Annotated in this window: 15 protein-coding genes and 1 pseudogene; 7 read left to right on the forward strand and 9 right to left on the reverse strand. The window is 68.6% G+C overall.

Going from position 1 to position 14,662, the window contains the following annotated elements:
• The first annotated feature begins 46 nt into the window (after window positions 1-46).
• Together G6N49_RS20905 and G6N49_RS20910 are read left to right on the forward strand one after the other, a co-directional pair.
• Window positions 47-589, forward strand: coding sequence for a TetR/AcrR family transcriptional regulator (locus tag G6N49_RS20905; RefSeq protein ID WP_041309453.1), 543 nt, complete (start codon window positions 47-49; stop codon window positions 587-589).
• Window positions 586-2,163: an MFS transporter gene (locus tag G6N49_RS20910; RefSeq protein WP_011557909.1), complete on the forward strand. Its 1,578-nt coding sequence runs from the start codon at window positions 586-588 to the stop codon at window positions 2,161-2,163. The genes G6N49_RS20905 and G6N49_RS20910 overlap by 4 nt, the downstream gene beginning before the upstream one ends.
• Here G6N49_RS20910 and G6N49_RS20915 read toward each other — a convergent pair.
• The 8 genes and pseudogenes from G6N49_RS20915 to G6N49_RS29890 all read right to left on the reverse strand — a co-directional run.
• Window positions 2,056-2,700 carry a TrmH family RNA methyltransferase gene (locus G6N49_RS20915; protein WP_011854442.1) on the reverse strand — a complete coding sequence of 215 codons (645 nt, stop codon included), beginning with the start codon at window positions 2,698-2,700 and terminating at the stop codon, window positions 2,056-2,058. The genes G6N49_RS20910 and G6N49_RS20915 overlap by 108 nt on opposite strands.
• Window positions 2,693-3,589 carry a hypothetical protein gene (locus G6N49_RS20920; RefSeq protein ID WP_011854441.1) on the reverse strand — a complete coding sequence of 299 codons (897 nt, stop codon included), beginning with the start codon at window positions 3,587-3,589 and terminating at the stop codon, window positions 2,693-2,695. The genes G6N49_RS20915 and G6N49_RS20920 overlap by 8 nt, the downstream gene beginning before the upstream one ends.
• A gap of 6 nt (window positions 3,590-3,595) precedes the next feature.
• On the reverse strand, window positions 3,596-4,372 hold the full coding sequence (locus tag G6N49_RS20925) for an SDR family NAD(P)-dependent oxidoreductase (RefSeq protein ID WP_011854440.1): 777 nt from the start codon (window positions 4,370-4,372) through the stop codon (window positions 3,596-3,598).
• Between the two features lie 15 nt (window positions 4,373-4,387).
• A complete protein-coding gene (gene ttfA / locus G6N49_RS20930; RefSeq protein ID WP_011557905.1) occupies window positions 4,388-5,254 on the reverse strand; it encodes a trehalose monomycolate transport factor TtfA in 867 nt (288 codons plus the stop codon).
• A gap of 172 nt (window positions 5,255-5,426) precedes the next feature.
• Window positions 5,427-7,973 carry an ATP-dependent chaperone ClpB gene (gene clpB, locus G6N49_RS20935; protein ID WP_011557904.1) on the reverse strand — a complete coding sequence of 849 codons (2,547 nt, stop codon included), beginning with the start codon at window positions 7,971-7,973 and terminating at the stop codon, window positions 5,427-5,429.
• A 130-nt stretch (window positions 7,974-8,103) separates the two neighbouring features.
• Window positions 8,104-8,883, reverse strand: coding sequence for a DUF2510 domain-containing protein (locus G6N49_RS20940; protein WP_083045048.1), 780 nt, complete (start codon window positions 8,881-8,883; stop codon window positions 8,104-8,106).
• On the reverse strand, window positions 8,880-9,332 hold the full coding sequence (locus G6N49_RS20945) for a hypothetical protein (RefSeq protein ID WP_235679558.1): 453 nt from the start codon (window positions 9,330-9,332) through the stop codon (window positions 8,880-8,882). Before G6N49_RS20945 ends, G6N49_RS20940 begins: the two co-directional genes overlap by 4 nt.
• 237 nt (window positions 9,333-9,569) lie before the next feature.
• Window positions 9,570-9,665, reverse strand: a pseudogene (locus G6N49_RS29890) (DUF2510 domain-containing protein); the annotation flags it as partial.
• Window positions 9,666-9,796: 131 nt separating this feature from the next.
• Here G6N49_RS29890 and G6N49_RS20955 point away from each other — a divergent pair.
• The 3 genes from G6N49_RS20955 to G6N49_RS20965 all read left to right on the forward strand — a co-directional run bounded on the left by G6N49_RS20955 (window position 9,797) and on the right by G6N49_RS20965 (window position 11,718).
• Window positions 9,797-10,564: an EspA/EspE family type VII secretion system effector gene (locus G6N49_RS20955; RefSeq protein ID WP_064872042.1), complete on the forward strand. Its 768-nt coding sequence runs from the start codon at window positions 9,797-9,799 to the stop codon at window positions 10,562-10,564.
• An 11-nt stretch (window positions 10,565-10,575) separates the two neighbouring features.
• Window positions 10,576-10,905 carry a type VII secretion target gene (locus G6N49_RS20960; RefSeq protein WP_083045047.1) on the forward strand — a complete coding sequence of 110 codons (330 nt, stop codon included), beginning with the start codon at window positions 10,576-10,578 and terminating at the stop codon, window positions 10,903-10,905.
• Between the two features lie 147 nt (window positions 10,906-11,052).
• Window positions 11,053-11,718: a GAP family protein gene (locus G6N49_RS20965; protein WP_011557899.1), complete on the forward strand. Its 666-nt coding sequence runs from the start codon at window positions 11,053-11,055 to the stop codon at window positions 11,716-11,718.
• Here the strand turns inward: G6N49_RS20965 and G6N49_RS20970 are convergent.
• Entirely contained in the window at window positions 11,706-12,341 is a 636-nt protein-coding gene (locus G6N49_RS20970; protein WP_179967776.1) for a TetR/AcrR family transcriptional regulator, read from the reverse strand. The two genes, G6N49_RS20965 and G6N49_RS20970, sit on opposite strands and share 13 nt — an antisense overlap.
• A 99-nt stretch (window positions 12,342-12,440) precedes the next feature.
• Between G6N49_RS20970 and G6N49_RS20975 the strand changes: the two genes are divergently transcribed.
• Both G6N49_RS20975 and G6N49_RS20980 read left to right on the forward strand, forming a co-directional pair.
• On the forward strand, window positions 12,441-13,442 hold the full coding sequence (locus tag G6N49_RS20975) for an ABC transporter permease (protein WP_064872046.1): 1,002 nt from the start codon (window positions 12,441-12,443) through the stop codon (window positions 13,440-13,442).
• Window positions 13,443-13,458: 16 nt separating this feature from the next.
• Window positions 13,459-14,625: an FAD-binding oxidoreductase gene (locus G6N49_RS20980; RefSeq protein WP_083045045.1), complete on the forward strand. Its 1,167-nt coding sequence runs from the start codon at window positions 13,459-13,461 to the stop codon at window positions 14,623-14,625.
• Window positions 14,626-14,662: the final 37 nt, after the last annotated feature.

Consider the following 14,662-nt stretch of genomic DNA (forward strand, 5'->3'; position numbering starts at 1 on the left):
CAACAGCGATGAGACAAATCTGTCTCAGATGAGATACTCTCGCTTCATGGTGACCGACCGCGAGTCTGTGCTGCGCGCCGCCGCGGACTTCCTGGGCCGCCGGCCGAACGCGACCCAGGACGAGATCGCGGCCGCCGTCGGCGTCAGCAGGGCGACGCTGCACCGCCACTTCGCCGGGAAACCGGCGTTGATGGCCGCACTCGACGACCTCGCGATCGCCGAGATGCGTACCGCGGTCGACGCGGCACGCCTTTCGGAGGGTTCGGCGGCCGACGCGCTGCGCCGCCTGGTCGCCGCCTGCCGACCGGTGTCGCCGTATCTGGCGCTGCTCTACAGCCAGAGCCAGGACATCGACGGCGACCAGTCCATGCAGGGCTGGGCGGAATCCGACGCCGCGATCACCGCGTTGTTCGAACGCGGCCAGCGCTCCGGGGAGTTCCGTCCCGACCTGACCGCGGCGTGGCTGACCGAGGCGCTCTACAGCCTGGTCGCCGGCGCGGGCTGGTGTATCCAGGTCGGCCGCGCGGCCGGCCGCGACTTCGAACGCATGATCTCCGAACTACTGCTGAGTGGAGTGCAGAACTCATGACCCGCCGCTGGCTCGCCCTGAGCGTGCTCACCCTGGCGGTCCTCGTCATCGGCATCGACGGCACCGTGCTGGCGCTGGCGACACCGTTCATCAGCAGCGACCTGCACACCTCCGCCACCGAACTGCTGTGGATCGGCGACATCTACTCGTTCGTGCTCGCCAGCCTGCTGATCACAATGGGCAGTCTCGGTGACCGCATCGGCCACCGCAGGCTGCTGCTCTGTGGGGCAACGCTTTTCGCCGCCGTCTCCGTCGTCACCGCCTACGCCCCCACCGCAGAGGCGCTGATCGGCGCCCGCGCACTGCTCGGCGTCGCAGGCGCGACACTGGCCCCGGCCACCCTCGCGCTGATCCGCGGGATCTTCGCCGACGCCCGGCAGCGCTCCATGGCCGTCGGTATCTGGGCGGCGGCGTTCTCCGCGGGCGCCGCACTCGGCCCCATGGTGGGCGGTGTTCTGCTCGAACACTTCTGGTGGGGTTCGGTGTTCCTCATCAACGCACCCGTGATGGCCGTGCTGGTGATCGGTGGGCTCACCCTGCTGCCCGAACATCGCAATCCCGAACCGGGCCCGTGGGATCTGCCCAGCGTCGGGTTGTCGATGCTCGGCATCCTGAGCGTGGTCTACGCGATCAAGGAGACCGCGGCACACGGTCCGCGGCTCAGCGCCCTGGCGACCGCGGTGGTCGGCGTCTCCGCACTGACGGTGTTCGTCCGCAGGCAGCTGCGGCTGCCCAGCCCGCTCATCGACGTCCGGCTGTTCGGCAACCGGGCGTTCTCGGGTGTGGTCGGGGCGAATCTGCTGTCCGTGCTGGGCCTTTCGGGGCTGGTGTTCTTCCTCTCGCAGTACTTCCAGCTGGTGCAGGGGTACAGCCCGCTGGGCGCCGGACTGGCCGAGCTCCCCGCGGCGGTCACCGCGACGGTGTTCGGTGTGCTGGCCGGGTTCGCGGTACGCCGCTGGACTCAGCGCGCCGTGCTCACCACCGGGCTCGCCCTGGTCGGTGTCGCGATGGCCACGCTCACCACGATCCACCCGACGTCACCGTATCCGCACCTCGGCATCGCGCTGTTCGTCGTCGGTGTCGGACTGGGGCTGGCGTTCACCGTGGCCAGCGACGTCATCCTGGCCAGCGTTCCCCGCGAACGCGCCGGGGCGGCGGCCGCCGTCTCGGAGACCGCCTACGAACTCGGGATGGCGCTGGGCATCGCCGTCGTCGGTTCGATTCTCACCGGGGTGTACCGCACCCTCGTCGTGCCGCCGGGCCTTTCGCCCGCCGCGGCGACGCAGGCCCGCGATTCGCTGGCCGCCGCCACCGACGTCGCCGCCGGACTGCCGCCCGCCCAGGCCGGCGCACTGCTCGACGCGGCGCGCGAATCGTTCAGCAGCGGACTGGCGGTCGCCTCCGGTGTCGGCGCGGCGCTGATGCTGACCTCGGCGGTGACGGTGTGGGTGCTGCTGCGTGAGCGGCTACCACGCCTTGCCGAGGTCGGCGTGCTGAACGATCCAGGTGTGCATGGCGATGCCGGCGGCGACGGCCGCGTTGATACTGCGTGTGGAGCCGAACGCGGCAATTGAGACCGTCAGCCGTGCACCGGTTTTCGCGTCGTCGGTGATCCCGGGCCCCTCCTGCCCGAAGATCAGCAGACACTCGCGCGGCAGATCGGTGTGTTCCAGCGGTACGGCGCCGGGGATGTTGTCGACCGCGACCGCGGTCAGCCCGGCTTCGGCTGCGAAGTCGAGCATTTCGGCGGTGCTGTCGTGGTGGCGCAGCCGCTGGTAGCGGTCGGTGACCATGGCGCCCCGGCGATTCCAGCGGCGCCGGCCCACGATGTGCACCGTGTCGACGGCGAAGGCGTTGGCGGTGCGCACCACCGAGCCGATGTTCGCATCGTTGCCGAAGTTCTCGATCGCGATGTGCAGCGGGTGCCTGCGCCGGTCGATGTCGGCGATGATCGCCTCACGCGTCCAGTAGCGGTACGCGTCGACGACGTTGCGGGTGTCGCCGTCGCGCAACAGTTCCGGGTCGTACCGCGGATCGTCGGGCAACTCCCCCGGCCACGGTCCCACGCCGGGGGCCTCACCCCATTCGGTGGGACCCGGCGCCTCAGTCACCGGTGGTCCACAGCGCGGCGTGGGTCCCGACCACCGACACCGAGGCGAACAGCAGCGCGCGGTTGATCTCACCCTGCGTGCACAGGGAGGCGCGCATGTTCACCGCCTCGCGGGACGCCTCCGGGAGCACCAGCACCGATGCCCCGTACGCCGCACACGCGTAGCTCAGTCCCTTACCCGGCAACGTCGGTGCGACGACGACCATCAGCGGGCCGCCCCGGCGCATGGAGTCCTCCCGGTAGCGGCTCGCCAGCCCGTCGATCTGGAGGCCGAGCAGCATGTAACCGTTGCCGCTGAAGGCTTCCGGGTCACCCAGCGCGGCCTGGTTCAGCTGTGCGCCGTCGGCGCGGAACGCATCGAGGCTGGTCGTCTTGAGCGTGAGGCCGGTTTCGGTGTCACGGGTGGGCAGCAGGCCGACGGGGAACGCCGCGGCGTAGGCGACCGTGGTCCCGGCCATCCGGTCCTGCGGTGAGTACGCGTAGATGCCACGCACCTGGCTCTGGTCACGCTGCGGACCCAGACACACTGTGCCGCTGAGCCGGTCGGGGCTCGGCGCGGACACCGGGTTGACGTTGAGCGCGTCGACGTTCTGGCAGCTGCCGAGCCCGTTCGCCTCGATCGGGTGCACCAGCGCGCCGTAGAGGCCGAACCGCAGCGACTCCGGCGCGACCGGTTCGCCCTCGCCCGAATGCGAGGCGTCGACGTCGACGAGGACGTGATCGGCCTCGAAGCGCAGATTCGACACCGAGATGTTCCATCCCGAGACTGCCAGGGACTCACCGACTTTCGCCGTCGGCGCGGAGTAGGTGTCGGACCGGCCCTCGGCCTTCGAGCAGCCGGTGACCGCAACGAGCAGAACCGTCACGACGACGGCGACGAGCGCGCGCACCGGCGATCAGGTGCGGCCGCGGCCGCGGCCCACGGTCCTCGTCATGGCGCGCACGAGGTGGCGCGGGACCAGGCGGCTGACGGTGGTCATGGCCTTGTACTGCACACCGGGCACGATGACGACTCTGTCCTTGGCGACGGCGGTGAGACAGTCACCGACGACGTCGTCGACTTCGAGCCACATCCACGACGGCAGGCCCGACATCTCGATGCCGGCCCGCTGGTGGAATTCGGTGTGGATGAATCCGGGACACAGGGCGTGCACGCCGACGCCGGTGCCGCCGAGCCCGTTGGCGAGTCCTTCGGAGAAGGCGATCACCCACGCCTTGGAGGCCGAGTAGGTCGACCCGCGGCCGGGCAGCAGACCCGACACGCTCGCAACGTTGATGACGGTGCCGGCGTGCGCGTCGAGCATCGGCGGGAGGGCGGCGTGGGTGAGCTGCATGACCGCGGTGACGTTGACGTCGAGCTGGGACTGCAACACCTGGTAGTCGGCGGTCCAGAACTCCCCGGAGGTGCCGAATCCGGCGTTGTTGACGAGCACCCGGACGCCCGCGGAGAGCCGTTCGGCGACCTTGGCGCGGTCATCGGCGTCGGCGAGGTCCGCGGGTAGCACCTCGACACCGGCGCCGGTCTCGGCGCGTAGTGCCCCCGCGAGCGCTTCGAGGCGGGCTTCGTCGCGGGCGACGAGGACGAGGTCGTGGCCGTCGGCTGCGTAGCGCCGCGCGAAGCCTTCACCGAGGCCGGAGGTCGGTCCGGTGATCAGGACGACGGGACGGGGCATCGCGGAGGAGCGCACTCAGCGCTGGAAGTTGGCCGACTGGTGCCCGTTGCGCGCCGGCGGGGTCCGGCGTGCGGTGTCGGGACGTGCCGCCGGCGGACCGTCGGGCCGGCCGGCCTCCGGACGCTGCGCGTACGGGCGGGCCGGGGCGGCAGAACCGGGACGGCCGACGTCGGGGCGGCCCTGCGGTGGCTCCGGCGGGCGGTGCGGCGCCGGGTTGATCGGCCGGCTGGGCGAACCGCTGCGCCGGGCGACGGCCTGGACGGAATCGGTCTGCGGGATCGGGGGCAGCACCCGCAGCAGGTCGTTGAACTGCCGCACGGTGCGCAGACCCTCGTCCCACTGGGCGCGCGTGCTGGTGACCGGCATGCTGATCAGCGTCCAGTGCTGTTCGTTCCACATGATCTCGGCACAGTCGGGCGCGGTGTGGGCGAACGTGACCATGCGCCGGTCGCAGGCGCGGCGGGCCGCGTCGAGGTTGGTGGAGTACACCATCCGGGGGCCGATCGCGCCGAGCAGCCAGATGTCGTTCTCGCGGGGCTCCTTGATGCCCTTGAGCCGCATGTCCACGACGACGTTGGTGCCGACCTTGCGGTGCAGCGCGATGACGGTGGCGACGTCCTCGAGGTCGAAGATGAACACCGCCTCGCCACGGATCTGGCCGAGCACGACGTTCTTGGCGGTGACGTCACCGACGGTGGACATCACGCCGCGTTTCCAGCGTTTGAGGATGTCGGCGGATTCGTGCTCGTAATCGAAGCCGTGCGACTTGGCCCACGACTTCCGGCGTCGGCCGAGCCCGCGTCGACGGTCGATGTCGACGTAGAGAAGCACGGCTGCGCCCACGAAGCAGAGCGCAGACAGCGTGAACCAGAGCGGGACCATCGGACCTAGCCTACTTGCTGGTACCGCATTCGCCCGAACTCAAGTTGGTCACAACCTTATTTCCGCACGCCGAGATCAGGGTTATGGCACGCCGACGACCGTTTCGGCGTGCCCAACCCTGATCTCGGGCGCTCAAGACCTCAGCCCAGGCCGAGGGTCTTCGCGCAAGCGCTCATCCCAGCACCAGCGATTCGCCGTCCGGACTGACGTTGACCGGCACGATGTCACCGTCGTGCACGTCACCGGCCAGCAGCATCTTCGCGAGCTGATCGCCGATGGACTGCTGGATCAACCGACGCAGCGGCCGGGCGCCGTAGAGCGGGTCGAACCCGCGGTCGGCCAGCCACTTCTTCGCCGGCAGCGACACCTCGAGCGTGAGGCGACGCTGCGCCAGCCGCTTGGCCAGCTGCTGCAGCTGGATGTCGACGATGGACACCAGCTCCTCGGGGTTGAGCCCGTCGAACACGATCACGTCGTCGAGCCGGTTGATGAACTCGGGCTTGAAGGCCGAGCGCACTGCCGCCATCACCATGTCCTCGGTGCCGCCGGCGCCCAGGTTGGACGTCAGGATGAGGATGGTGTTGCGGAAGTCGACCGTGCGGCCCTGACCGTCGGTCAGCCGGCCCTCGTCGAGCACCTGCAGCAACACGTCGAACACGTCCGGGTGGGCTTTCTCGATCTCGTCGAACAGCACCACGGTGTACGGGCGACGCCGCACCGCCTCGGTCAGCTGGCCGCCCTGGTCGTATCCGATGTATCCCGGAGGCGCACCGACCAGGCGGGCGACGGAGTGCTTCTCGCCGTACTCGCTCATGTCGATGCGGACCATCGCGCGTTCGTCGTCGAACAGGAACTCCGCCAGCGCCTTGGCCAGCTCGGTCTTACCGACACCGGTCGGGCCCAGGAACATGAACGAGCCCGTCGGCCGGTTCGGGTCGGCGACGCCGGCCCGGGTGCGCCGCACCGCGTCGGATACGGCCTGCACCGCCCTGCGCTGCCCGACGACCCGCTTGCCGAGTTCGTCCTCCATGCGCAGCAGCTTGGCGGTCTCGCCTTCGAGCATGCGGCCTGCGGGGATGCCGGTCCAGGCCGACACCACCTCGGCGATGTCGTCGGGTCCGACCTCCTCCTTGAGCATCACGTCGTCCCGGGCTTCGGCTTGGGGGACCGCGGCGTCGAGTTTCTTCTCGACCTCGGGGATGCGGCCGTAGCGCAGCTCGGCGGCCTTTTCGAGGTTGCCGTCGCGCTCGGCCCGGTCGGCCTCACCGCGCAGCGCCTCGAGCTGCTCCTTGAGTTCGCGGACGATGTCGATGGCGTTCTTCTCGTTCTGCCACCGCGTGGTCAGCTCCGCCAGCTTCTCCTTGTAGTCGGCCAGCTCACCGCGCAGCTTCTCCAGCCGTTCCTTCGACGCGTCGTCCTCCTCCTTGGCCAGCGCCATCTCCTCGATCTCGAGGCGACGGACCAGGCGCTCGACCTCGTCGATCTCGACGGGCCGGGAGTCGATCTCCATGCGCAGCCGGGAGGCGGCCTCGTCGACCAGGTCGATGGCCTTGTCCGGCAGGAACCGGGCGGTGATGTAGCGGTCGGAGAGGGTGGCAGCGGAGACGAGAGCGGAGTCGGTGATGCGCACGCCGTGGTGCACCTCGTAGCGCTCCTTGAGGCCGCGCAGGATGCCGACGGTGTCCTCCACCGACGGTTCGCCGACGTAGACCTGCTGGAACCGGCGCTCGAGCGCAGCGTCCTTCTCGATGTACTTGCGGTACTCGTCGAGGGTGGTGGCGCCGACCAGCCGCAGCTCACCGCGGGCGAGCATCGGCTTGATCATGTTGCCGGCGTCCATCGAGGAGTCGCCGGTCGCGCCGGCGCCGACGATGGTGTGCAGCTCGTCGATGAACGTGATGATCTGCCCCGCCGAGTTCTTGATGTCATCGAGGACTGCCTTGAGCCGTTCCTCGAACTCACCGCGGTACTTCGAACCGGCGACCATCGAACCCAGGTCGAGCGAGATGACGGTCTTACCGCGCAGGCTCTCCGGCACGTCACCGGCCACGATGCGCTGGGCCAGGCCCTCGACGATCGCGGTCTTGCCGACGCCGGGCTCACCGATGAGCACCGGGTTGTTCTTGGTACGACGGCTCAGCACCTGTACGACGCGGCGGATCTCGGTGTCCCGGCCGATGACCGGGTCGAGCTGGCCTTCGCGTGCGCGGGCGGTCAGATCGGTGGAGTACTTCTCCAGCGCCTGGTAGCTGCCCTCGGGGTCCGGGCTGGTGACGCGGGCGCTGCCGCGCACCTTGACGAACGCCTCGCGCAGCGCCTGCGGCGAGGCGCCGTGGCCGGTCAGCAGCTTGGCGACGTCGGAGTCGCCGGTGGCCAGGCCGACCATCAGGTGCTCGGTCGAGACGTACTCGTCGTCGATCTCCGTGGCGAGCTGCTGGGCGGCGGTGACCGCGGCCAGCGACTCACGCGACAGCTGCGGCTGGCTGCTGGCGCCGCTGGCGCTGGGCAGCCGGTCGAGGAGGCGCTGCGTCTCGGCCCGAACTGTCGCGGGTTCGACGCCGACGGCCTCCAGAAGGGGTGCGGCAATGCCGTCGTTCTGCGTCAGCAATGCCATCAACAAATGGGCGGGCGCGATCTGGGGGTTGCCTGCGGCACTGGCCGCCTGCAACGCCGAAGTCAGCGCCGCCTGGGTCTTGGTCGTCGGGTTGAACGAGTCCACGACACCTCCGATCGTCTGGTTGAAATGCTTGTCGGCTACTTCAACGCACTAAATCTTGAGTCTGTTCCGCTCAACTTTAACTCCTTTGCAGATGTCGGACTAGAGGCAAAGGGCCCTCGATGTCGGCGCGTCAACGGGGGTCGTGCCAGGTGCCACCCCGCCCGAAGCTCTGGTAGGTCTCCAGCGGGCCGCCGACGGCGAGCCTGTCGTAGAGGTAGTGCGCGAATGCCGTCGCCAGGAGGAGCTCGGGCAGAGGGTGGACCGTGGGCTGCAGGCAGCTCAGTGTGTAGTCGAAGAAGTCGTTACTCGTCCCGACCGATCGCCACTGTCGTTCCACGGTCGCGATCGCCGGGCCGACGGTGGGTCCGATCGGCTCACAGACGGCGGCGAATCTGTCCCGGGGGTGAATGCATATATCCGTCGTCGCCACCTGGTGTCCACCGACCTCGAGCGCCACGGTGATACGCGTTGTGCGCATCTGTCGCCACACCGAACTCGTCTGACGGATGCGGCCGAGATGACGGCCCGTGGCGTCCTCGACCACGATGGTGTGTCTGCGCGCCAATCCGCCCAGCCGCTTCAGCGACAGGATCGGAGCGCCGCCCGGTCCGAGCACCTCGTAGGACAGATCGGCGACCTCGCGGTTGATCGCGGACGATCTGTTCGATCGCGGTCGGATGAGACCAACCTGTTGACCGCTTTGCGTCTCCAACGCGCACGAGACGTCCACGTCTCGCGGAAAGGGGATGGCGCGCAACAGAAGGATCGGCTCCCCGATCGGATGTCCCGGTGCCGATGGGGCATACCCGGGATGCGGCGCAATGCTGCCAGTCCATCGGTCACCGTCGAAGTACCTCGTCTGACGAGGATCCCAGGGGTCTGTGAACCACCCCGGGGCGGTGCCGCTCACGACTCCCACGTTGGACGAGACAACCAACGCCCGACTGCACCAAAGGGCCCACGATCGACCACGCCGTCGTAGAGCGAATGCATGAAAGCAGTGACCAGCAGCAGCATCGGCAGCGGCTCACCGGTCGGCTGCGCACATCGCAACTCGTAGACGAATGGGTCGTCCCCTCGGCCCGTGTACCCGCCCTGTCGTTCGATCGTGGCGATCACCGCACCGGCGGCGCCGCGGATCGGTGTCTCGAGGTTGGCATACCGGTTCTGCGAAGGGTCGATGGTCAGATCGGCACAGGCGAGTGGCTGCCGGCGAGATTCGAGCACGACCGCCATGCGAGCTTTCCGAAACGCCTGCCCCCGGGTGCTCGTCTGACGGATCTGGCCGATGACGCCGCCCGCTGAATCGCGGATTTCGAGTCGGTGTTGCCGCTCCGCGAAGCGGGTGATGGACAGCATCGGCGTACCGCCGGGCTCCGACATCTGGAAATGCAGAGTCCCGGAGGGTTCGTTCGGCAGCGAAGTCGATACGACCACCGCGACCTGTCTGCCGAACTCATCATCGACCGACCACTGCACGTCCTCGTCACGATGGTCAGACAACCGGCACACGTAAAGCCTGGGACGGCCGAGCGGGTAACCACCGTCCGCTTGGCCATACGTACCTGTCAGCGGCGATCCGATGGCGGTATCGCCGGTCCATCGCCGACCGTCGAAGAACCTGAGTCGCGATGGATCCCACGGATCGGCGAACCATCCGGGCGCCGCGCCCAGACCCGCGTCGTCTCCTATGACTCACCTCCATCGAGGGGGACGCCTTGGTGGCGGCCGTACGGATCATACCCAGCAAAGTGTGAAATTAGCGTCTGCCGCACCTTACGCCCACTGCTACGGTCAGTCTGGGAGAGAGGTGGTACTGGTCGATGGGGTTGTTCGACGACTACGGCAAAGTGCTGGAGAAGGTCGGCAGCACGATGAGTTCGTTCGACCCGTTCGGCCCGATAGGCGCTGCGGGGGAAATGCTTTCGGGAGTAGCTCAAACCGCCCAACTCATCGATCAGAACGGTGTCGACGCGCTGTGGAACTTGGCTGCCGACTCCGCGGAGATGGCCAGCGTCGCGGCAGGCATGCTTCCGCTGGCGAAACAAACCCTGATTATCCAAGGAGGCCTGAAAGCCGTCCTGGCAATGCAATACGAGTGCGGGTTCACCAACGAACCCGAGCGGGCAGACGGCTACAGCATGGGCGCGCAGCGTTTCAACGAAGTCACCGAAACGTTGGCCGGCGCCACTCCCGACCAGAGATGGACCGGTGCGGCGTCCGATGCGTACGCGACCGCGAACGAACGCCAACAACTCCGCATGAAGAAGATGGTCGACGCCGATCTCGATGTGCGGATGGCTCTTTCAGCCGAGGCGGGCGCGGTCGAGACCACACGTCGGATCCTCAACAACGCTGCGACGATGATGGGCAACGCCATTGCACCTGCACTGGCAGCGCGCGCGCTGGGAAAGTCCGGCAAAGCGCTGTCGCTCTCGATCGAGACAGCCGTGGTCGGCGTATCGGTGCCGACCTGCGTCTGGTACATGAACGAACTGGCGAATCTGTCCGAGAGATCGGCAGCGAGTATCGAAGCAGCCACGCGCCTCTACGAGGAAGTGGCCGATGATTGCTATCCGACGAGGATGTAGGGGTCTAGGGCATGACTGAAGGACCGGGTGAATTGCACGTATCTCCCGCCCACTTGCGGGAGTTGTCGGACAAGCAGAATCGTGGGGCACACCAGATCGCCGCGGCGACGACGTTGACCAATGGAGTCGCCTCCGAGGTCGAACGAACTCACGGCCGAGTCTGCGCACCGGCCTTCGCTGCGGCGGCAGCAGCCGAGGAGGCGCGCGTGAAGGCTTGCGCGGCAGTGCAGTCGGTGTCGGAGGCGTTCGCAGGCAGCCTCGAGCTTGCACAAGCGCAGTACTTGACGACCGACGCGAACGCCCGGGATGAGCTCGACGGCATGATGCACCCCGGACGATGACGGATGACGAACTGGCCGCTACCGGTGATTCCGGCACTGTTACCACGTGACTGAGCCGGTCTCGGCGACGCGCTGACAAGGCGCACTCATTCGAAACCGGCCGAGTGTGACTACGTTGAGTGCGACATCCGGACCGAAGGAGCGTGCATGACCGGCAGTTGGGGAACTGTGCTGACCGAACTGATTCCGCTTGCCCTGGTGATCGCGCTCTCGCCGTTGTCGATCATCCCCGCGGTGCTGATGCTCCAGACTCCCCGACCGCGGCCGACCGCCCTCGCCTTCATGGCGGGCTGGCTGATCGGCCTCGGGGCACTGACGGCGATCTTCGTCGCGGTGTCCGGTGCGATCGGCGGCTTCGAGAAGCCGCCCAGCTGGGCGTCGTGGTTGCGCATCGTGATCGGCGCCGCGCTGATCGTCTTCGGCCTGGTCCGATTCGCGCGCCGACATTCCTCGTCGCACCAGCCGAAGTGGCTGCGCAACCTGACCACCCTCGGCCCGGGCCGGGCCGCGGGCACCGCCGCGGTACTGACCGTCGCCAATCCGAAGGTCCTGTTCATCTGTGTCGCAGCGGGTTTGGCGATCGGCTCAGCGGGCCTCGGCAATGCGGTGTGGGCCGCGGTGGTCTACTTCGCCGCGATCGCGGGCTGCAGCGTCGCGGTGCCGATCCTGGCCTACGCGGTGTCGGGCGGTCGACTCGACGATCCGCTCGCGCGCCTCAAGGACTGGATGGAGCGCAACCACGCCACGCTGATGGCGGTGATACTCGTCGTCATCGGACTTCTGGTCCTGTACAAGGGAATTCACACACTCTGAGCCGGTAGCCCCAGCTCCTCGGCGTCGGCGGTGAGATAGCGCGTCACCGTCGGGGCCAGCTGCGCGACGAGATCCTCGGTCGGGATCGTCGCCAGCGGCGGGATCTTCATCACGTAGCGCAGCACCGCCGTGCCGACCAGCGTGGTCGCGGCCAGCATCGCGCGTAGCCGTGCGTGTTCGTCGCCGCCGAGCACCCCGGACACCGCCGCGAGCACGTAGGTCTGCATGAAAGTGCGGAACGCCTCGTGGGCCTCGCTGTTCGAGGTGGCCGACTGCAGCATCACCACCATGCTCGGTCCGGTCTCCGGCGACTCCCAGATCTGCAGGTACACCCGGGCCATCCGGCTCCCGACGTCGCCGCCGGCCTCCGACAGGGCCTCGACGAGCCGCTCCGGATCGAGGATCAACCGCAGCGACTCGCGGAACAGGTCGAGTTTCGAACCGAACAGGTACAGCACCATCGACGGGTCGACGTGCGCGTCTTTCGCGATGGCCCGCAGCGTGGTGCGCTCGTAGCCGTCGGTGGCGAACCGGTTCTTCGCCGCGGCCAGCACCACATCGCGGGACACCGGCTCCCCTTGTCGGCGGCCGCGGCGACGGGTCGTCTTCGCAGGTGAGGCCATGTGACGACAGTATCATTTCAACAGCTATTGAATAGATACCGGCGCGGGGTTACGCTCACAGCACAAGAATTCAACGACAGATGAAAAGGAGGCGGGGCCATGACAACGACGTCATCCCCTCACACCCCGACGCGCCACCACGAACCCCCGCCGGCCTTCCGCGCCGCCGGGATCGTCATCGCGCTGGCCGCCGTCGTCGCGATCGTCGCGCTCGCGTTCGCGCTGCCCGCGGCGAAATCGGGCCCGCACGACGTGCCGATCGGCGTCGCGGGCCCGCAGGCGGCCAACGGTCGGATCGCCGCGATGCTCGACGAGCGCGCCCCCGGCGCCTTCGCCGTCACCTACTACCCCGGCGAGGACGCGCTGCGGGACGCCATCGCCGACCGGCAGGTGTACGGCGGGCTGGCCGTCGGTCCGGACGGACGCAAGCTGCTCATCGCCAGCGGGGCCGGCCCGGCCGTGGCACAGGTGCTGACCCAACTCGGCACCGGCATGGCCGCCCAGACCGGCAGCGCTCCGACCATCGAGGACGTCGCCCCGCTGCCGGACACCGACCCACGCGGCACCGGACTGGCCGCCTCCGCCCTGCCGATCACCTTGGCCGGCATCCTTCCGGCGATCGCACTGGTCCTCGCCCTGCGCCGGGAAGTCTGGACCCGCTTGGCCGCCGCCATCGTCTTCAGCGGCGTCGCCGCGTGGACGATCACCGCCCTGCTGTACTACGTCCTCGGCTCGTTCGACCAGAACTTCTGGGGCGTGACGGCGGGTCTGACGCTCGGACTGCTCGCCTGCGGGCTGCCCATCCTGGGGCTCGGTTCGCTGTTCGGCCGGGTCGGTCTGGCCTGCGGCGCGGCACTGGCCCTGCTGGTCGGCAACCCGCTGTCCGGACTGAACAGCGCACCCGAGATGCTGCCCCGCGGGTGGGGTGAGGTGGGCCAGTTGTTCCCCCAGGGCGCGACCGCGACGCTGCTGCGTTCGACGGCGTTCTTCGGCGGGGCCGGGGCGACGTCGGCGATCGTCGTGGCGATCTGCTGGGCGGTGGCCGGCGCGGTACTCATCGCCCTGGCTGCGCTGCGAGAACGGGCGCGCACAGGAGACTGACTTACACTCGCACGACGTGGGACTCGACGACCGTGACGCGCTGGCGGTACTGCGCGACGCGGTCAATCCCCGTCGCGGCTCCGACCCCCTGATCGCCGACTTCTACACCCGCTGGTTCGCCGCCGACCTCTCGGTGCGCGACCTGTTCCCGCCGGACATGGCCCGCCAGCGCACCGTCTTCGCCGAAGCGATGACCTGGCTGTTCGGCGAACTGATCGACCAGCGCGCCGAAGAGCCCGTGGCGTTCCTGGCCCAACTCGGCCGCGACCACCGCAAATACGGTGTGGTGCAACGGCATTACGACACCATGGGTGACGCGCTGTACGCCGCGCTGCGCAGCGGGCTCGCCGACCAGTGGTCCGATCGGGTGGCCGAGGCCGCCCACGACGCCGTCGCCCTGGCCACCGGGGTGATGCGCGGCGCCGCGGACGCCGAAGAGGGCCCGCCGTTCTGCGACGGCACCGTCATCGAGCACATCCGCGCCACCCGCGACGTATCCGTGGTGCGGTTGAAACTCGACCAGCCGCTGGCCTACCACCCGGGTCAGTACGTCACCGTCCAGGTGCCGCAGTGGCCGCGGCGCTGGCGGTACTTCAGCCCCGCGATCCCCGCCGATCCGGACGGGTACATCGAATTCCACATCCGTTCGGTGCCCGGCGGCATGGTGAGCACCGCGATCGTCAACGAGACCCAGGTCGGTGACCGCTGGCGGGTGTCGAACCCTCACGGCGCACTGGCCGTCGACCGCGACGGCGGCGACGTGCTGATGGTCGCGGGCAGCACCGGCCTGGCCCCGTTGCGGACGCTGATCATGGATATGACCCGATTCGGGGTGAACCCGCGCGTACACCTGTTCTTCGGGGGACGGTTCCCGTGCGATCTGTACGACCTCATGACGCTGTGGCAGATCGCCTCGACCAATCCGTGGCTGTCGGTGACGCCGGTGTCGGAGTACAGCAGCGATCCGCCGTGGGCGGCCGACTATCCCGACCCGTCGCCGCCGCGGGGGCTGCACGTCCGCCAGACCGGGCGACTCGACGCGGTGGTCACCCGCTACGGCAACTGGGGTGACCGGCAGATCCTGATCTGCGGCGGGGTGGCGATGACCGAGGCCACCAAGGCCGCGCTGATCGCCAAAGGCGCTCCACCCGAACGCATTCAGCACGACCCGCTGACCACCTGACCACAGCGCCGGGCCACCGGGCGGCCGTACCGTGCCA

Origin of the sequence: Mycolicibacterium monacense, assembly GCF_010731575.1 — a bacterium.
Lineage (GTDB): Bacteria > Actinomycetota > Actinomycetes > Mycobacteriales > Mycobacteriaceae > Mycobacterium > Mycobacterium monacense.